Here is a 16660-nt window from a genome sequence, read left to right on the forward strand (position 1 = left end):
TTGAGCATGGAAGGCATGAGGCCATGAAGCAATTGGTTACCTTGGGCGCTTTGGCGCTTTTCTTCCAGATGACACCGGCAGGTGCTCAGGATTCCGAACTTGCCAAGAAGCTCTCCAACCCCGTGGCGTCTCTCATCAGCGTTCCGTTTCAATGGAACTACGATCACGGATTTGGCCCTGCCGACGGCAACAAGGTCACGCTCAACATACAGCCCGTGGTGCCGTTCTCGCTCAACGAGGACTGGAACCTGATCTCTCGAACGATCCTGCCCGTTGTCTGGCAGGATGACATTGCCGGAAATTCAGGCACGCAGTTCGGTCTCAGCGACACGACGCAGAGCTTCTTCTTTTCGCCAAAGGAGCCAACGTCCGGCGGGATCATCTGGGGCCTTGGTCCGGTGTTGCTGCTGCCCACAGGTACCGACGACCTGTTGAGCACCCGCAAATGGGGCGCCGGTCCGACGGGCGTTGTGCTGCGTCAATCCGGCCCGTGGACCTATGGCGGGCTAGTCAACCACGTCTGGTCATACGCAGGTGACGATAATCGTAGCGACGTCAATTCGACCTTCCTGCAGCCGTTTCTGTCCTACACGACCGACGACGCCTGGACCTTCACGCTGAACTCGGAAAGCACCTATGACTGGACGTCGGACGAATGGTCCGTGCCGATCAACGCCATGGTTGCCAAACTTGTGACCATCGACAAGCAACCCATCAGCTTTCAGGCAGGTGTTCGGTATTATGCGGCAAGTTCCGACAACGGCCCGGAGGGCTTCGGCGCACGGGCTGCAGTGACCTTTCTTTTCCCGAAATAGGGACCCAACAGGGGCGGGGTAATATGAAAAGAGCTGCATTTCTTCCGATTTTGGTCAGCCTGCTGTCCGGGGGTGCTCAGGCTGCCGATCTGGCCCAAGCGCCTGCTCCGGTTGAAACACCGGATGTGCGTGTCGACCGAGCGTGGAAATTCGTCATCGCGCCTTACCTGCTTGCCCCGACCATTCAGGGAAACAGCCGTATCGGCCGATTGCCCAACACGTCGCTCGATGTTTCCCCCGGAACCATTTTCGAGAACCTACAATTCGGGGCGATGGGTCATTTCGAGGCGCTTTACGACAATCGTTTCGGCGCAACACTGGACGTGGCCTACATGGACCTTGGCAAGGGCCGGAGTTTCCCACGTGTCGGCGGCACTATTGATGCTGGCGTCAAGCAATTGGTGACCGAAGCCTTCTTCGGCTACCGCTTCTGGCATCAGGACCGGAACTGGGCCGAAGCCTATGCCGGGGGGCGCTGGTGGTACAATCAGCTGAAGGTCAGTGCCAACACGCCGGCCAACACCTTTACCCGAACAATCACTGAACAATGGATCGATCCGGTGATCGGCGTTCGCGGGCAGGTTTTCGTGGCACCCAAATGGTCGCTGTTCGGCAGCGGTAACGTCGGTGGTTTTGGCCTGGTGTCTGACTTCACCTGGGGTCTGCAAGGCGGTGTCGGCTATCACTTCAACGATCGTGTCGCGCTGCATCTGCAATACAAGGCAACCGGCGTCGATTATGACAACGGCAAGTCCGGCCGATCCGCCTTCAGCTATGACACGGTCACACACGGCCCATTGATGGGAGTTGCCATCAGCTTCTAGGACGCAGGCAAGGACAACAAGTCAAAAGGCCGGTTCCTCATCGGGACCGGCCTTTCCTTTTCGTGCTGCGACTTCGTCGGAAGATCACGAAAGCACATCCGTTGCCTTGTGATCCGCGTCGACACCTTCGATCAGGAACACCTCGCCCACCGCCTTGTTCAGGCGCAGCGGCAGGATCGTCCGGTAGGCCGGCGATGCATACCAGGCCTCGGCCCGTACCCGGTCAGGAAAGGCAATCACGATGAGGTCCCCCTGGAACGCGCCTTCCAGCTGATGTTTCTGGCCACCATGGATGATGAAGCGGCCGTCAAAGGGGGCCAGCGTTGCGTCGATCCCTTCCAGATAGGCCACGATGTCGGGCCCCATTTCGATTTCGCGCAGATGGCCGATGGCGTAACAGGTCATGGTCCGGCCTCTTCAAGCTAGCGGTTGCGCAATGACGGACTGCGGCCTTGCGGCTTTCCACTCCAGCCAGGTGAAGCAGAGCACGACGACGGCCTGCGCCAAGAGGAACGCCCAGCCCAGCACGTTGGGCGCAAACAGGCCCGTCAACGGCAGCAGCAAACTGGCTAGCACCCAAAGAAGATTGCCGGCAACTACCAGGCTTGACGCCCAGACAGGCACCTGACCGGCAAACGCGAATACTCCCATGAAAACCGCTACCGGAAACAAAGCCAGACCTGCCCAGAAAAGGAGCTCGCTCGGAAGTGCCGTCAATCCGGCAATCCATCCGGATGCGCCGACCAGCAGGACACCCATCACCGCACAGGTCAGCGCGTCAAACCGTAGAACCACCTGTAACGAAACACCTGAATTCGATTTGGTCATCATCTGTCTCCACTCGTGAAATCCACCCGCACACTGCGAGTGGCGATGACAAGAGGATTGCCAATCGATGTTCTGAAGTCGATTACTTCGCAGGTAATTGAATCTTCGAAACTGCACCAGCAGGGTAATGCTCATGAAACGAACAGCGGAAACGGCGGGTGACCTGCTGCGCCAGTGGCGACAACACCGGCGAATGAGCCAGCTTGCACTGGCCAGTGAAGCGGATATCTCTCAGCGCCACCTGAGTTTTCTGGAATCAGGACGGTCTCGTCCAAGCCGGGACATGGTGATGCATCTTGCCGAACAGCTGGATGTCCCCTTGCGTGAACGCAATGCCATTCTTGTTGCGGCAGGCCATGCCCCGCAATATCCGCAGCACGGGCTGGATGAGCCTGAACTTGCCGCGGCAACCGCTGTTGTCCGGCAGATCCTCGACGGACATCTGCCCCACCCTGCCCTTGCCGTGAACCGGCATTGGGAGCTGCAGGCCGCCAATCAGGCGATCTTTGCCCTGCTGGACGGCGTCGCGCCACATCTGCTGGAAGCACCGGTAAATGTGCTTCGTCTCAGCCTGCACCCAGAAGGCCTGGCACCACGCATCCTCAACCTCGGTGAATGGCACGCCCATATTCTTGCACGCCTCGCACATGAGGTAGATCAGTCCGCCGACCCGAAGCTTGCCGCGCTCAGGGAGGAACTCGCCGAGATGGCTCCGGAGCGGTCGCGCAAATCACGGAGCGAGGCACCGTCCCAGAAGGGACGCATCGCCGTTCCGCTTTATCTGCAAGGTCCCAACGGAACCTTGAGCTTCCTGAGCACCACGACGGTGTTCGGCACGGCCGTGGATGTTACCTTGTCCGAAATCGCCATCGAGGCGTTCTTTCCCGCAGACGAGGAAACGGCAAGGCAGATGAGCACCTTGAGCGCGGGAAGCGCGGGCGGCCGTTCCTGAACCGCCCGCGCTCCGGACTCAAACGCGTGCCTTGACGACCAGGATCATCGGGCGCTCCATCTCTTCCGCCAACGATGGCATGGCTTCGATCTGCTCTTCGCCGGGGAACCATTCCAGTACATGATCAACCGTGAAACCTGCCGCGATCAGCGTGTTGAGCGTGGTGCCGATGGTACGGTGGTATTTGACGACGCCATCGGCCAGCCAACTGGTTTCCCGTGCTCCTTCGAGAAGATACTGGTTGACCGGCCAAGACTTCCGGCCGTTCAGTTCGATCCATCCAGGTTCTACTGGTGCCATGAAGATCGGGTGTTCGATGCTGAAGACGAAACTGCCTCCTGCCTTGAGTGATCTGAAGATCTCTCCGGCCAGCCGGTTGAAGTCCTCGATATAGTGAAAGGCGAGCGAGCTGTAGACCAGGTCGAAGGCTGCCTGAGGCAGCTTCAGGGTTTCCAGGTCAGCAGTCCGGTAAACGATCGCATCGTCTTCGGTTTCGCCCCGCGCACGGGCAAGCATGTTTTCAGACAGGTCGAAACCGAGTACATGCGCAGCACCAGCGCTCCGGACCCAGCGGGCAAACCAGCCGAAACCGCAGCCGAGATCTGCAACGTGCAGCCCATTTGCTTCGGGCAACAGTGCCCGGATAGCGGGCCATTCGGGAGCCCCGTCAAGGCCGAACTGCGACCTGGGCAGCTGGCTGTAGCCTTCAAAAAAGGCCGGTTCGTCATAGATGTTTTGTGCCATTTATTTCTCCATCAGAGTGCCGATGGACGGCGCGCACCGCAACAGGCAAAGCCCCGCCCGATCCGGCGGGGGTGCAGGTGCGCGAAACGCTTGAAACTCAGCGAACACAATCAGCCTGCATCCCGCCTATTGGGATGCAGGCGAACCGGGAAACGATATGAGTATCTTCTTCGCACATGAGAGCATCATTAGGAGCGCCCTTGGTGCCTGTCAACGAGTTGCAGGTCTCTGACGCGGCTCGCCCTGGCGAGATGGAGCTACTTCCCGCAGATTGCGAAGAGGCCGGCTCTGGAGGCAATGCCAAGCTTTGCGTAGGCGCGTTTGCGGTATGTGATGACTGTCGAGGGAGCGACGTCGAGATCTGCTGCAATCGCCTCCGCCTTGCGACCTGACAGGATGCCCAGACACACCGAACGCTCCCGCTCGCTGAGCGCCGCCAAAGGCGGTGGCAGATCCGTGTCCGATGCCTTTTCGAAATGGAGCAGAGCCAGACGGCCTGCAAGGCGTGCAAGATCCGGATCACACAGGGGAGCGGCAGGATCGCTTTGATAGAGACTGACGAAAAGGCGCAGTTTTTCTCCGACCGCAAGCAATGTCGTCTTTGCCAGCATGCCGGGATTTTCGAAAAAGAGCTTCCGGTAGTCTGAGCTCATCCGGCCCTCGATCTCGGCGAGCCGGCTCAAGGTCACCGACTGAGGCGGTAACGCCACCAGATCAGGCAACAGAGGATCCTTGAGAAACCAACCGTCGAGATAGGTCTCGGCAAGTTTTCCGGCCATGACGGAGCGGCTGAAGTGCCACGACAGCAGACAGCGAGCCTGCGTGTTCTCGATTGCAAAAACCATGATCTGGTCGACACCGAGCGTTTCGACAAACGAGACAAAGGTCTGGGCAAACCGATCCGTGCCCAGATCCGCGAGGCAGGCTTCAATATGACAGGCAGTGGTGTGTCCGTCCGGAGTGCTCATGAAATGCTGATAGCATGTCCTCCCCGAAAGGGGACAGACGCGAGACGGCAAGGCTCCTAATCTTCTGCCAACAATCAGGGAGGATCCTCAAATGAGGCCAGCCGGACGTGCCGAAACGGACTCGCTCTATTTCACCTATCCGCATTTCGAAGCGCCGACGGACCGTGCGCATCTGACCCGGCCTGCCCGTGTTGCCATTGCCGGAGCGGGGCCGGTCGGCATGACTGCCGCGCTGGCGCTTGCCCGCGAAGGAATTGCTTGCGTCCTGTTGGATGCGAAGCCCACCTTCAACGACGGCAGCCGCGCGATCTGTATCGCCCGCCAGAGCTACCACATTCTCGACCGGCTTGGCGCAGTCGAGCCCTTTCTGGAAAAATCACTCGGCTGGACCACAGGCCGCAGCTTCTATCGCGGCAGGCAGATCCTCGAATTTGAAATGCCGGACAGTCCGCGCGAGAAATACCGGCCAATGTACAACCTCGAACAGCAATACATCGAGCAGTACCTGTGGGATGCGATCCAGCGGGAGCCGCTGATCGAAACGAGATGGCAAAGCCGTGTCTGCGGTCTGGAAGATCTTGAGCAGGGTGTGCGACTGGCAATCGAGGATCCGCTTGGCACCTACCAGATGACCTGTGACTGGTTGCTGGCGGCGGATGGTGCTCGCAGCACCGTCCGGAGCTTGCGCGGTCTGCGGCTCAAGGGCGAGAATTTTGAAGGCCGCTACGTGATTGCCGACGTCCAGATGGAGCATGATTACCCTACGATCCGACGCGCCCTGTTCGATCCGGATTGTCGCCGGGGCGGAACGATCCTTGTTCACAAGCAGCCCGACAACATCTGGCGCATCGACTATCAGCTTCGCGATGGCGAGGACGAAGCCGAAGCCAACCGCGAGGACACCGTGCGTGCCTCAGTGGCCGCCGTTCTGACGGAAATCGGTTATGACGGAGACTGGGATCTGGAATGGTGGAGCATCTATTCGGCCAACACCCTGGCGCTGGATGACTACCGCGACGGCCGGGTGTTTTTCATCGGCGACAGCGCGCACATCGTGCCGATCTTTGGAGTACGTGGCCTCAACAACGGTCTCGCCGACGCCCACAACATTGCCTGGAAACTCGCCTGGGTGCTGAACGGCAAGGCCGGTCCGGATCTCCTCGACAGCTACACGCCCGAGCGGCGTGGGGCGACGCTGGATGTGTTTCGGAATGCTTCCAAGTCTGCCCGTTTCATGACACCTCCGACGGCAGGCTGGCAATTGATGCGCGACGCAGCTCTCAATCTTTCGCTCAGCCACTCCTTTGCGGGAGAGCTCGCCAACCCACGCCAGATGACACCCTACACTTATGCCGACAGCCCGGTTGTTACCCCGGACGACGAAAACTTCGAAGGTGGGCCAAAACCCGGCGCTGTCTTGCCGAACGCGCGCGTTGGTGACGGGTTCCTGTCCGACGTGCTCGGTGACGGGTTCTCGCTGATCGCCTTCAGTAAAGAGGTGGCGGATCGTCTCGCCGACCTGGATTTTACCCGGGTCGTGCTGCAGCCGGGCTCGGAAGCAGCTGAAGTGCTCGCGGCTTCCGCCTGCAGCGCCTATCTTGTCCGGCCCGACATGCACATTGCAGCGCGCTGGCAAACCGCTTCACCAGAGGCAATCCGCCAAGCTCTCGAGCTTGCAGTAGCTGGAGGAAAAGCATGACGCCCGCCGATCTGGAAACCGTTTACGAGGCCTTGGCCGAACAGCTGGATGCCATCGGATCCGCTCAACGGGAGCTTTACCTCGCCAAGCTCGCCTTGCTGCTGGCGCATGAGATCGCAGACGCAAATCGTGCGCGCTCGCTTGTTGCCGAAGCTGCCAGCAATCTCGAAGTATGACGTCAGCGCAATTGAGCGGCGGCTTCTTTTGAACGGAGCCCCTCGGCTCGTCATCCCGGACGCAGCGAAGCGGAGATCCGGGATCGGTGAGCCGGAGCCTCTCGTTAGAGAGAATTCAAAAAAAATTGCCTCAGTGCCTCCCCGATCCCGGCTCGCGCTGCGCTTGGCCGGGATGACGCCGCTGCGCTGGATTCCGGTTCATTGAACCGACCCCGCCGATTGGCGGGGTCTCTATCGATAGCGCTTTAAGCGAGTGCCGCGATGACGATGATTTCGACCTTGTATTCCGGGGCTGCCAGTTTGGCTTCACCGGTAGCGCGTGCCGGCGGGTTTGCCGGATCGACCCAGGCGTCCCAGACCTTGTTCATCTCGGCAAAGTCCTTCATGTCGTCCATCCAGATAGTGGTCTGGAGAATGCGGCTCTTGTTGCTGCCAGCCTGCTCCAGAAGGGCATCGATGCGCTCCAGGATCGTCTGAGTCTGGTTGGTAACGGTGTCGCCTGGATTGCCGACCTGACCGGCAAGATAGACGAGACCGCCGTGGATAACAGCCTGGCTCATGCGCGGGCCAACTTCCAGCCGTTTGATGTCGGACATGATTGAATTCCTTCTTGTCTTGAAAGAGACGCCCGCTCAGAACAAGCGGGCGGGATCGAGAGCAGCCACTACCTTCTCGGGCAGTTCGCTCGGACGCTTGAGACAAAGATCCGCAACGAGCCGGGAGAGCGCTGGGGCCGTTTGTACGCCGTAGCCGCCCTGACCGGCAAGCCAGAAAAACCCTTCCGCATCCGGTGCAAATCCAACCACAGGCGTGCGGTCCGCAACGAAGCTGCGCAGGCCTGCCCAATTCCGCTCGACGCGCGTGACGGGCATCGTCACGGCCTGCTCGAACCGGTGCAGACCTTCAGCCAGAACCATGTCATCTGCCCAGGCATCGTGCGGCTCCACCGGGTCTTCATCGGCAGGCGAAACCATGAACTTGCCGGCATCCGGCTTGGCATACCATTGCTCCGACGCGCTGGCGACGAGCGGCCATTTCGTGACATCGATACCATCCGGCGGCGGCACGATGGCCGCCGAGCGGCGCATGGGCACAAGGCCGACCTTGCGAACGCCTGCGAGACCCGCGATCTGATCCGCCCAGGCCCCGGCTGCATTGATGAGGACCGGCGCTTCGAAGGCCCCCTTGGGCGTCTCGACACGCCACTGCCCGCCGCTTCTGAGAATGCGCTGCGCAGGCGCTTCCGTGACGAACCGCGCCCCGGCCTTTCGTGCAAGCCGGGCAAAGCCCTGCAACAATCTGTCGACGTCGATATCCTGTGCGTCCCGCTCGATGGCAGCAGCGGCAATCGTTTCCTTGCGAAGCAGTGGAAACAGGGCGACAGCTTCTTCCGCCGTCAGGACTTCCATACCGTCGGCACCGTCCAGATAGGCCTTGAACGCGTCCAGTTCGTCCTCGGTCGCAATCAGCATTTCACCACGGGGTGACAGCAGGCTTTCCTCCGATATCCCTTCCGGGTTCTTCAGAACCGGCTCCGAAGCTGCATTCAAGGCCCGCAACGTGGCATTACCGTAGTTGCGGATGAAGATGGCGGCGGAGCGACCGGTCGCGTGCCGGCCAAGCGCATCTTCCATTTCCAGCACGGTGACCTTTGCGTCCGGCGCAAGCCGTGCCGCAGCCCCGGTGCCGGCAATGCCGCCGCCGATGATCAGAAAATCCGATGTCTCGATCATGCGTCCTGGAACCCTTTCAGGAAACTGGTGAGGTTCTGGCCGAGTTCTTCCGACAGGTAACCGCCTTCCTGCACGAACAGCACCGGCAGGCCGAGCTTCGCGATGGCGGCACCAATCCGTCCGAACCCGGGTGTGGTGATGGCGAGTCCCTTGAGAGGATCTTTTTCATAAGCATCGAGCCCCAGGGCAACAACCAGAATATCGGTACCGAAGGCCCGAATGTGGTCGAAGGCCGTTTCCAGGGTTTTCAGGTACTCGTCATCCCCAGTGCCGCGTGCCAGGGGCAGGTTGAGATTACAGCCCCGTCCCGCGCCCTCGCCGCGCTCATGGCCGTGGCCCCAGAAGAACGGATAGAACCGCACCGGATCGGCATGCAGCGAAACGGTGAGAACGTCACCGCGCTCATAGAAGATGCCTTGCGTGCCATTGCCGTGGTGGACGTCGATGTCGAGGATCGCCGGACGCTTGCCTGCCTTCAGAAGCCTTTCGGCCGCAATGCCGGAGTTGTTGAGAAAACAGAAGCCGCCCGCCAGATCGGCGAATGCATGGTGACCGGGAGGGCGCGACAGCACATAGGCGGCCTGTTCCCCGGCCGCCATCAAGTCCGCGCCGTGGACCGCACTTTGGGCAGACCAATAGGCCGCTTCCCAGGTCCCGGCTGCGATGGGACAACTGGTATCGGCCTGATGGAACCCGGCCTGACCGACTGCGGAGCGCGGATAACTTGCCGTGCGCCGGTCCGGATGAATGTTCGGGATGACCTCGTCGGATGCGCCCTCGATCCGGCTCCAGCGTTCATGGATGGTCTGAAGAAAAACGAGGTATTCCGCAGAGTGGAGAGCCGCAATCGGGCCGAGGCCATGATCTTCCGGCGCTTCGAAGCGGCACCCTGCCGCCTTGGCACCTTCGGTCAGGACCTCGATGCGCTTCGGCTGTTCCGGATTGGCCAGCCTGGTGCCGTTCGCCATGAAATGCTTGGGATCGTGCACCCATTGGCGGTCGTCAAAAATGGCTTTCATGAGCGGTCCCTCAATTTGTCGAGTGCCGGTGCGCGCAGATCGAAGACGGTTTCGCCTTCCCGAGGCGCAAAACCGAGCCGTTCATAGAAACGGCGTGCATCCGGATTGTCGTGATAAACGGCGAGCTTCAGAAAGATCGGCATCCAGCTATCAGGCGCAAGATCCAGACTGGCGGCAAGCAGGCGCTGGCCCAGCCCTTCTCCGCGCGCTTCTCCATCGACCCAAAGATCGGAAACATAGAGACCGGTGCCACCACGCGTCGTCGAAAAGACAGGCGAGGCCTGCAACACGCCGAGCGTTCGGTCGTCAGATGGCCGGATCGCAAGCAGCGCAAAGAAGGCGGGAGTTTCCGAGAAACCGTGACGGATCACATCATCAAGACTGACGACATGAGTGTCGCCCATATCGGCCGAAAGCTGGAGCAGCGCTGCGTGAAGCCTTTCGGCATCAGCCCGCTCCGCCCGCCTGATCGTTATGTTGCTCATGATCAGAAGGCCGTCTCGCCGGCCCCTTTGAGGCCCAGCATCTGCCGGGCTTCTTCCGGTGTTGCGACCGTTCGCCCTAGTTCCTCGACAATCTTGCGGATCTTGGTGACCTGCTCCGCGTTGGAGCGGGCCAGCTCACCCTTGGCGATGTAGAGATTGTCCTCCAGCCCGACACGGACGTGCCCGCCCATGCTGGCAGCAATGGTGGCGAAAGGGATCTGCTGTCGGCCCGCAGCAAGAACGGAGAAGATATAGTCGTCGCCGAAAAGCTTGTCCGCCATCCGCTTCATGTGCTGCAGGTTTTCCGGGTCCGCACCGATACCGCCCAGAACGCCGAAGACGAACTGGATGAAGTACGGCGGCTTGACGAGACGCCGGTCGGCGAAGTGGCGCAGCATGTAAAGATGCCCAACGTCGTAGCATTCGAACTCGAAACGCGCACCGCGCTGCTGGCCCATCTGTGTCAGCACGAATTCGATATCCCGCGGTGTGTTCTTGAAGACGAGATCATCCGTTCCGCGCAGGAAAGGCTGCTCCCAGTCATGCACCCACGCGTCGTAACGGTCGGCCAGCGGATAGAGCGCAAAGTTCATTGTGCCCATGTTGAGCGAGCACATTTCCGGCTCTGCCTTCAGCGGACCGGCAAGCCTGTCCTCCAGGCTCATGATGGCGCTGCCACCGGTGGACAGGTTGAGCACCGCGCCGCAGCCCGCCTTGATCTCCGGAAGGAAGGCCATGAAGTCGGCCTCCCGCGCCGACGGTTGGCCGGTTTCCGGATTTCGGGCATGAAGATGCAGGATTGCGGCGCCCGCCTCGGCAGCACCTATTGCCTGGCCTGCAATCTCGGCAGGCGTCACCGGCAAGTGAGGCGACATGGTGGGTGTATGAATGGAGCCCGTGACGGCACAGGTGATGATGATCTTGTCTGTCATGTCTTGAATGTCAGCTGGCTCTGGCCTGTTGCTGCGAAATCCTGTCGAGAAACTGGCGGAGAGAAAGGTCGAGGCCTTCGATGATCTCGGCTACATGATCCGGTGTCGAGATCATGGGGGGCGCAATCAGGAAGTGGTCGCCGCTGTAGCCGCCCCGCGTCCGGCGGGAATAGATGATAAGGCCGTTCTCATAAGCAATATCGACCAGTTCGTTGAAGGCGTTCAGTTCCTTTGCGAGCGGTCTCAGGCTTGCACGGTCCTCGACCAGTTCGAAGGCCAGCAACAACCCTTCGCCGCGTACGTCGCCGATGATCGAATAGCGGTCCATCAGCTTTTTCAGTTCGCTCTTCAGGAGCGCCCCGGTCTCGGCTGCGTTCTGGCACAGATTTTCCCGCTCGATCTCCTCCAGCACCGCCAGACCGGCAGAGCAGGCAAGCGGATTGCCGGCATATGTGAAACCATGCAGGAAACCGCCATTGTCGAGCACGTTGGTGACGATGTCCTTATGCGCAATCATGGCGCCCAGAGGCGCATAACCAGCAGCAAAGCCTTTGGAAATCACCAGAATATCCGGATCGACATTCCAGTGTTCACCGGCGAAGAACTTTCCGGTCCTCCCGCCACCGGTCATGACCTCGTCATGGATCAGCAGGACGCCGTAACGCGTGCAGATCTCGCGAATGCGTTGCATGTACCCCTTCGGCGGCACGAGCGCGCCGGTGGAGGCGCCACCGATCGGCTCGACAATAAAGGCCAGGATTGTTTCCGGGCCTTCGGACAGGATCTTTGCCTCCAGCATGTCGGCGTAGTGTCTGCCCGTTGCCTCGTCGTCCGGATCCAACCCGTCGAGATAGGCGCGCGGTGCCGGGATCTTCGGCATCGGCCGCATCATGGGGTCGAACGGCGCGGTAAGGGGTGCATAGCCTGTCAGGGCCAGAGCGCCAAGCGTGCAGCCGTGATAGCTCGGTTCGCGCGAGATGATCTTGTAACGCTGCGCCTGGCCGATCGCGATGGCGTTCTGGCGGGCCAGCTTGATGGCGCTCTCCACCGCTTCCGACCCACCGGAAACGAAGAAGACCTTTTCCAGTCCCTCGGGTGCCAGTGCGGCGGTCCTGGCGGCAAGCAGCTCCGCAGGCTCTGTCTCGAAATGGAGGCGGTAACCGAAGGTGGACTTGTCCATCTGCTTGCGCATTGCCTCCAGCACGCGCGGGTTGGAATGGCCGATGTTGCAGACCATCGCCCCGGACGAACCGTCGAGATAGCGCTTGCCGTCGACGTCCCACATGTAGACACCGCGCGCCTGGTCCAGAACAGGCCGGCGCTGACGAGACTGATAGAACAGATGAGAAGTTTGCGGACGGCTCATGAAGCAGCTCCAGGCAGGGCTGCGCAGTCGCGCGGACGGAAGCGAACGGAGACGTCCGAGCCTTCCTCGAAAGGGTGCTGATCGATCATGTTGATCACCTGAAGTTGCTGGTCGCCGACACGCACGAAATACCGTGCCGCCTGACCCTGGTAGTCCACCGCCTCGACCTTGCCGTCGAGCGCGATGCGATCATCCGCCGGAGAGGATTTTTCCGCCAGCAGAAGTTTTTCAGCCCGGATAACAAGCTGTGCAGGACCGGCCTGCGAAAGATTGGGAGCCTTTTCCCTCGGCACATTGATCTTGCCGAAGTAAGGCAGTTCAAGGGACAGCTCCTGCCCGTTCACGGCCTGGCACGTCGCTGGCAGAATGTTGGAGATGCCCAGGAAGCGCGAAACGAACTCGCTTGCAGGCGTGTTGTAAACCTCCTGCGGCGTGCCGATCTGCTCCACACGTCCGTTGGACATCACCACGATCCGGTCGGACATGGCGAGCGCTTCGGACTGGTCATGGGTAACGAAAACGGTGGTGATGCCGATCTGGTGCTGGATGCGCTTCAGCTCGACGCGCATGTCCTCGCGCAGGTTGGCGTCGAGCGCGGACAGCGGTTCGTCCAGAAGCAGCACGTCCGGCTCTATGACGATGGCACGAGCCAGCGCGATACGTTGCTGCTGACCACCGGAAAGCTGCTTGGGATAACGGTCGCTGACATGGGGCAGCTGAACCAGTTCCAGCGCATCGCGCACTTTCTTTTCGGCATCCGCCTTCGGGATATCGCGGTATTTCAGGCCGAAAGCCACATTTTCGGCAATCGTCTTGTGCGGAAAGAGCGCGTAGTTCTGGAAGACGAGACCAAGGTTTCGCCTGTGGATCGGCACGTCGTTGATGCGTTGACCCTTGATGGTGATGTCGCCTTCGGAAGGGTCGATGAGACCGGCGATCATCCTGAGGGTGGTCGTCTTGCCACATCCGGAAGGGCCGAGCAGCGTTACGAAGCTTCCGTCCGGGATGTCCATGCTCATCCGGTGAACGGCGGTAAAGCCACCGAACTTCTTGACGATATTGTTGAGGGAAACCGCGCTCACGCAAATTCTCCAGGTCCTGGGGAGAAGACGACCTTCCGGCAGCAACTGCCGGAAGGTGCTGGGTCAGTGATGGGGCCGTACCGGGCTCAGTACCCCTTCTGGATCCGTCCGAACATCTTGGACCAGTCCTGTTCGTGACTGTTCCAGTATTCCGGATTGGCGAAGGTCAGACCGTCAAGCGTGCCCGTCGGATCGAACGCCGGAAGGGTCGGGATCTTCTTGCCGAGATCAACCTTTGTCGGGTCAAGCGCCGGCGGGTAGTTCTGGCCTTCGGCAACCGCGATCGAGGTTTCGGGCGCCAGCATGAAGTTCAGAAGTTCCTCGCAAGCTTCCATGGGCGAGCCCTTGATCACGAACAGGCATTCCTGCCAGCCGAAACCGTTGGGCGGATCGATATAGCCGATGTCATGGCCCTGCTCCTGAAGGGCGTAGATCCGGCCGGACCAGCCCTCGGTAACGTAGATTTCCTCTTCGGCCAGAAGGCTCATCAGTTCCGCGCCGGACTGCCAGTATTTCAACAGCAGGTCGCGGTTGGTGCGCACAGCCTGCCAGACGGCATCCATATCCGTTGCGTTGTTCGGATCCTGGTCGGTCTGCAGCGATGCGTACCAGATGCGGGTGCGCCAGTCGGACCAGCCGCCGATCTTGCCCTTGTAGGCTTCGTCGATCAGGAGCTTTGCACCCTTTTCCTTGGCTTCGTCGTCGGAGATGTATTTCCGGTTATAGGCAATGCCTGTAGTGCCGTAGTCATAAGGCACGCAGGACAGCTTGCCGTCGGTGACACCGCGGAAGACGTCGGTGAGTTTCGGGATCACGTATTTCAGGTTCGGGATGTTGTCCTCGTTGAGCGTCGAGTTCAGCCCGAGATTGACATAGCGTGCGTAGTCGAAGACGCCTGACAGGTGAGCGATATTGTATTCGCCTTCCTGGCTGGCCTTGACGCGCGACAGATATTCATCACCGCCGCCGAACGTTCCATCGACAACCTTGATGCCGGTCTTTTCGGTGTAGGGATCGAAGGCATATTTGCGGAAGGCTTCCGAGACGACCCCACCCCAACCATCGAAGCGGACTTCCTCCGTCGCGGCCATGGCATGGCGGGCAAAGGGTGTCTGCACACCGTAGGCCAGACCGGCTGCCCCGATCAGACCGAGAAACTTGCGGCGGTCGAGATCACCGTTGAGATAGCGTTCGCGCAGACGCTCATAGCGTTTGGTATTGTCCATCTTGTTTTCCACTCTGGTTCTTGTGTCGGTTTCTTGCTTTGATCGCGCGGTTCTAACCGCCGCGCTGCATGGCCATCCGCCGGGCGATTGCCAGCCCGAGAAGCGGCAGGCCGACGGTCAGGAAAATCATCACGGTGCCGAGCGCGTTGATCTCCGGGGAGATGGAATTGCGCAGCATGGCAAAGATCTGGGTGGGCACGGTTTCGACACCGCCCGGCTTCCAGAACAAGGTGCCGGTGATATCGTCGAAGCTGATGGTGAACGCGAAGAGCATACCGGCGAAGACCGCCGGGGCCAGCAGTGGCAGCGTGATCTGGAAGAAGGCTTGCACGGGACTGGCGCCAAGGCTGAGTGCGGCTTCCTCGTAGTCGCGGCGGATGCCGACAAGGCGGGCCTGCACCACCAGAATGACAAAGGGCAGCGTGAAGATGACGTGCCCCATCAGGAGCAGGAAAAAGCTCTTGTTGATCGACAGGAAATTCAGGAACAGCAACAAGGCGACCGCCAGCACCACCTCCGGCACCAGGATCGGCGCAATCAGGAGGGTGGAGATCAGGTTGCGGCCGGGCACCTCGTAGCGCACCAGGGCAAGGCTTGCCAGAACGCCAAGTGTCGTGGAGATCAGCGCGGTCAGGGCACCAAGGACAATCGAGGTCTGGAACGCCCGCAGGATGGCGTCGTTTCCGGCCAGTTCGACGAACCAGCGGAACGAGAAGCCGGTCATCGGAAAGCTGCCGAACTGGCTGGCGTTGAAGCTGAGCAGAACCACCACCGCGACCGGCAGGAACATGAACAGATAGACCAGCAGCGTATAGGCCCGGATCAGTTGCCACCCCATCAGCCAAGCCCCTTCATCAGTTGGCCCATGCCGAGATAGTGGTTGTAGATCAGCACCAGGGCGCCGAGGACGGCGAGCAGCATGAGCGAGAGCGCAGAGCCGAGCGGCCAGTTGAGCTGTGTGATGATCGCCTCGAAAACGAGGTTGGCGAACATGGCGTCCGTCGGCCCCCCCAGAACCAGCGGTGTGATGTAGGTGCCGGCGCTCAGTACGAAACAGAGCAGACCTCCCGCGGCGAGCCCCGGCAGGGACAGCGGCAAGGTGACTTCCCGGAATGCCTGCCAGCGGGTGGAGCCGAGGGAACAGGCCGCGTCCTCCAGCGAAACATCGATCCCTTCCAGCGCCACATAGACGTTCAACACCATGAAGGGCAGCAGGAAATGCACGAGGCCGAGGATCACGGTCGGCTCGTTGTAGAGCATCTGGACCGGTTCGGAGACGATGCCGAGGTTGAGCAGGGCCCAGTTGACCGCACCGGATACACCCAGGATGTTGATCCAGGACATGGTCCGGATGATGTAGCTGATCCAGAACGGCAGCATCAGCAACAGCAGCAGCAAGGCCTTGTTGCCACGTGAACGGGCAATGAAATAAGCCGCCGGATAGCCCATGACGGCACAGGCAAATGTGGTGATGGCGGCAATCCGCAGGGTACCGAGCAGGATGTCCCGATAGAAGGGATCGGTCAGCGCCTCGTTCCAGTTGTCCAGGTAAAAGCCCGCCTGGTCAGCGCCCGTGGCCGTGCGCAGCCAGAACGAATAGACGACAATAAAAACAAGCGGCACGAAAAGCAGCAGCCCCACTGCTGTGAGCGCAGGGGAAAGGAGTATCCATGGCTGTCGTTTTTCCCGCGCCTCGACGCTCATGCGCTCAAACCCTGCCAGATGCCTTGTCAAAATTGCTTGACTTCAGCGTCGCAGGCAGGTGTTCATTGATCAAATAGATAATGAAAATTATAACTATAGATCTAATC

General features: G+C 60.2%; 19 protein-coding genes. 5 read left to right on the forward strand and 14 right to left on the reverse strand.

The window, feature by feature from the left end; all coding sequences use genetic code 11:
• The first annotated feature begins 23 nt into the window (after positions 1 to 23).
• Both ACYQ6M_RS18830 and ACYQ6M_RS18835 read left to right on the forward strand, forming a co-directional pair.
• Positions 24 to 815, forward strand: a complete 792-nt coding sequence (locus ACYQ6M_RS18830) for a hypothetical protein (RefSeq protein WP_023001897.1) — start codon at positions 24 to 26, stop codon at positions 813 to 815.
• A gap of 23 nt (positions 816 to 838) precedes the next feature.
• Positions 839 to 1639 (forward strand): hypothetical protein, encoded by an 801-nt coding sequence (locus tag ACYQ6M_RS18835; protein ID WP_209168461.1) that lies wholly within the window; start codon positions 839 to 841, stop codon positions 1637 to 1639.
• 84 nt (positions 1640 to 1723) lie between these two features.
• On the opposite strand, the gene ACYQ6M_RS18840 is transcribed toward ACYQ6M_RS18835, so the two are convergent.
• Positions 1724 to 2044 (reverse strand): DUF1330 domain-containing protein, encoded by a 321-nt coding sequence (locus ACYQ6M_RS18840; RefSeq protein ID WP_023001899.1) that lies wholly within the window; start codon positions 2042 to 2044, stop codon positions 1724 to 1726.
• 12 nt (positions 2045 to 2056) lie between these two features.
• The gene (locus ACYQ6M_RS18845; protein ID WP_460074973.1) at positions 2057 to 2467 is read right to left on the reverse strand and encodes a hypothetical protein; all 411 of its coding nucleotides are present in this window, start codon (positions 2465 to 2467) and stop codon (positions 2057 to 2059) included.
• Between the two features lie 133 nt (positions 2468 to 2600).
• On the opposite strand from ACYQ6M_RS18845, the gene ACYQ6M_RS18850 reads away from it, so the two are divergent.
• Positions 2601 to 3419 (forward strand): helix-turn-helix domain-containing protein, encoded by an 819-nt coding sequence (locus tag ACYQ6M_RS18850; protein ID WP_460074975.1) that lies wholly within the window; start codon positions 2601 to 2603, stop codon positions 3417 to 3419.
• Between the two features lie 18 nt (positions 3420 to 3437).
• On the opposite strand, the gene ACYQ6M_RS18855 is transcribed toward ACYQ6M_RS18850, so the two are convergent.
• Together ACYQ6M_RS18855 and ACYQ6M_RS18860 are read right to left on the reverse strand one after the other, a co-directional pair.
• Positions 3438 to 4163 carry a class I SAM-dependent methyltransferase gene (locus tag ACYQ6M_RS18855; RefSeq protein ID WP_460074977.1) on the reverse strand — a complete coding sequence of 242 codons (726 nt, stop codon included), beginning with the start codon at positions 4161 to 4163 and terminating at the stop codon, positions 3438 to 3440.
• 257 nt (positions 4164 to 4420) lie between these two features.
• Positions 4421 to 5131, reverse strand: coding sequence for a helix-turn-helix transcriptional regulator (locus ACYQ6M_RS18860; RefSeq protein ID WP_460074979.1), 711 nt, complete (start codon positions 5129 to 5131; stop codon positions 4421 to 4423).
• 91 nt (positions 5132 to 5222) lie between these two features.
• Here ACYQ6M_RS18860 and ACYQ6M_RS18865 point away from each other — a divergent pair, with 91 nt between their 5' ends.
• Positions 5223 to 6830, forward strand: coding sequence for an FAD-dependent monooxygenase (locus tag ACYQ6M_RS18865; RefSeq protein ID WP_460074981.1), 1608 nt, complete (start codon positions 5223 to 5225; stop codon positions 6828 to 6830).
• Positions 6827 to 7006: a hypothetical protein gene (locus tag ACYQ6M_RS18870; protein ID WP_023001905.1), complete on the forward strand. Its 180-nt coding sequence runs from the start codon at positions 6827 to 6829 to the stop codon at positions 7004 to 7006. The genes ACYQ6M_RS18865 and ACYQ6M_RS18870 overlap by 4 nt, the downstream gene beginning before the upstream one ends.
• 245 nt (positions 7007 to 7251) lie before the next feature.
• Here ACYQ6M_RS18870 and ACYQ6M_RS18875 read toward each other — a convergent pair whose 3' ends face one another.
• The 10 genes from ACYQ6M_RS18875 to ACYQ6M_RS18920 form a co-directional block, all read right to left on the reverse strand.
• The gene (locus tag ACYQ6M_RS18875; RefSeq protein ID WP_023001906.1) at positions 7252 to 7602 is read right to left on the reverse strand and encodes a RidA family protein; all 351 of its coding nucleotides are present in this window, start codon (positions 7600 to 7602) and stop codon (positions 7252 to 7254) included.
• Positions 7603 to 7638: 36 nt separating this feature from the next.
• Complete coding sequence (locus ACYQ6M_RS18880) at positions 7639 to 8739, reverse strand: NAD(P)/FAD-dependent oxidoreductase (RefSeq protein WP_023001907.1); 1101 nt, start codon at positions 8737 to 8739, stop codon at positions 7639 to 7641.
• Positions 8736 to 9758 carry a histone deacetylase family protein gene (locus ACYQ6M_RS18885; protein ID WP_460074984.1) on the reverse strand — a complete coding sequence of 341 codons (1023 nt, stop codon included), beginning with the start codon at positions 9756 to 9758 and terminating at the stop codon, positions 8736 to 8738. Before ACYQ6M_RS18885 ends, ACYQ6M_RS18880 begins: the two co-directional genes overlap by 4 nt.
• Entirely contained in the window at positions 9755 to 10243 is a 489-nt protein-coding gene (locus ACYQ6M_RS18890; protein WP_460074986.1) for an N-acetyltransferase family protein, read from the reverse strand. The genes ACYQ6M_RS18885 and ACYQ6M_RS18890 overlap by 4 nt, the downstream gene beginning before the upstream one ends.
• 2 nt (positions 10244 to 10245) lie before the next feature.
• On the reverse strand, positions 10246 to 11175 hold the full coding sequence (locus tag ACYQ6M_RS18895) for a beta-keto acid cleavage family enzyme (protein ID WP_460074988.1): 930 nt from the start codon (positions 11173 to 11175) through the stop codon (positions 10246 to 10248).
• A 10-nt stretch (positions 11176 to 11185) separates the two neighbouring features.
• Positions 11186 to 12541: an aminotransferase family protein gene (locus ACYQ6M_RS18900; RefSeq protein WP_023001911.1), complete on the reverse strand. Its 1356-nt coding sequence runs from the start codon at positions 12539 to 12541 to the stop codon at positions 11186 to 11188.
• A complete protein-coding gene (locus ACYQ6M_RS18905; protein ID WP_460074990.1) occupies positions 12538 to 13623 on the reverse strand; it encodes an ABC transporter ATP-binding protein in 1086 nt (361 codons plus the stop codon). Before ACYQ6M_RS18905 ends, ACYQ6M_RS18900 begins: the two co-directional genes overlap by 4 nt.
• An 86-nt stretch (positions 13624 to 13709) precedes the next feature.
• Positions 13710 to 14849: an extracellular solute-binding protein gene (locus tag ACYQ6M_RS18910; RefSeq protein WP_062491878.1), complete on the reverse strand. Its 1140-nt coding sequence runs from the start codon at positions 14847 to 14849 to the stop codon at positions 13710 to 13712.
• A 52-nt stretch (positions 14850 to 14901) separates the two neighbouring features.
• A complete protein-coding gene (locus ACYQ6M_RS18915; protein WP_077290682.1) occupies positions 14902 to 15687 on the reverse strand; it encodes an ABC transporter permease in 786 nt (261 codons plus the stop codon).
• A complete protein-coding gene (locus ACYQ6M_RS18920; protein WP_031269698.1) occupies positions 15687 to 16553 on the reverse strand; it encodes an ABC transporter permease in 867 nt (288 codons plus the stop codon). The genes ACYQ6M_RS18915 and ACYQ6M_RS18920 overlap by 1 nt, the downstream gene beginning before the upstream one ends.
• Positions 16554 to 16660 lie beyond the last annotated feature (107 nt).

This window comes from Roseibium sp. ROS1 (assembly GCF_054658215.1).

Coding starts and splice junctions, on each gene's coding strand:
- ACYQ6M_RS18855 (WP_460074977.1), bottom strand. CDS start 4,163: ATGGCACAAAACATCTATGACGAACCGGCCTTTTTTGAAGGCTACAGC.
- ACYQ6M_RS18895 (WP_460074988.1), bottom strand. CDS start 11,175: ATGACAGACAAGATCATCATCACCTGTGCCGTCACGGGCTCCATTCAT.
- ACYQ6M_RS18830 (WP_023001897.1), top strand. CDS start 24: ATGAAGCAATTGGTTACCTTGGGCGCTTTGGCGCTTTTCTTCCAGATG.
- ACYQ6M_RS18910 (WP_062491878.1), bottom strand. CDS start 14,849: ATGGACAATACCAAACGCTATGAGCGTCTGCGCGAACGCTATCTCAAC.
- ACYQ6M_RS18900 (WP_023001911.1), bottom strand. CDS start 12,541: ATGAGCCGTCCGCAAACTTCTCATCTGTTCTATCAGTCTCGTCAGCGC.
- ACYQ6M_RS18885 (WP_460074984.1), bottom strand. CDS start 9,758: ATGAAAGCCATTTTTGACGACCGCCAATGGGTGCACGATCCCAAGCAT.
- ACYQ6M_RS18835 (WP_209168461.1), top strand. CDS start 839: ATGAAAAGAGCTGCATTTCTTCCGATTTTGGTCAGCCTGCTGTCCGGG.
- ACYQ6M_RS18915 (WP_077290682.1), bottom strand. CDS start 15,687: ATGGGGTGGCAACTGATCCGGGCCTATACGCTGCTGGTCTATCTGTTC.
- ACYQ6M_RS18865 (WP_460074981.1), top strand. CDS start 5,223: ATGAGGCCAGCCGGACGTGCCGAAACGGACTCGCTCTATTTCACCTAT.
- ACYQ6M_RS18890 (WP_460074986.1), bottom strand. CDS start 10,243: ATGAGCAACATAACGATCAGGCGGGCGGAGCGGGCTGATGCCGAAAGG.
- ACYQ6M_RS18850 (WP_460074975.1), top strand. CDS start 2,601: ATGAAACGAACAGCGGAAACGGCGGGTGACCTGCTGCGCCAGTGGCGA.
- ACYQ6M_RS18840 (WP_023001899.1), bottom strand. CDS start 2,044: ATGACCTGTTACGCCATCGGCCATCTGCGCGAAATCGAAATGGGGCCC.
- ACYQ6M_RS18920 (WP_031269698.1), bottom strand. CDS start 16,553: ATGAGCGTCGAGGCGCGGGAAAAACGACAGCCATGGATACTCCTTTCC.
- ACYQ6M_RS18870 (WP_023001905.1), top strand. CDS start 6,827: ATGACGCCCGCCGATCTGGAAACCGTTTACGAGGCCTTGGCCGAACAG.
- ACYQ6M_RS18845 (WP_460074973.1), bottom strand. CDS start 2,467: ATGACCAAATCGAATTCAGGTGTTTCGTTACAGGTGGTTCTACGGTTT.
- ACYQ6M_RS18875 (WP_023001906.1), bottom strand. CDS start 7,602: ATGTCCGACATCAAACGGCTGGAAGTTGGCCCGCGCATGAGCCAGGCT.
- ACYQ6M_RS18860 (WP_460074979.1), bottom strand. CDS start 5,131: ATGAGCACTCCGGACGGACACACCACTGCCTGTCATATTGAAGCCTGC.
- ACYQ6M_RS18880 (WP_023001907.1), bottom strand. CDS start 8,739: ATGATCGAGACATCGGATTTTCTGATCATCGGCGGCGGCATTGCCGGC.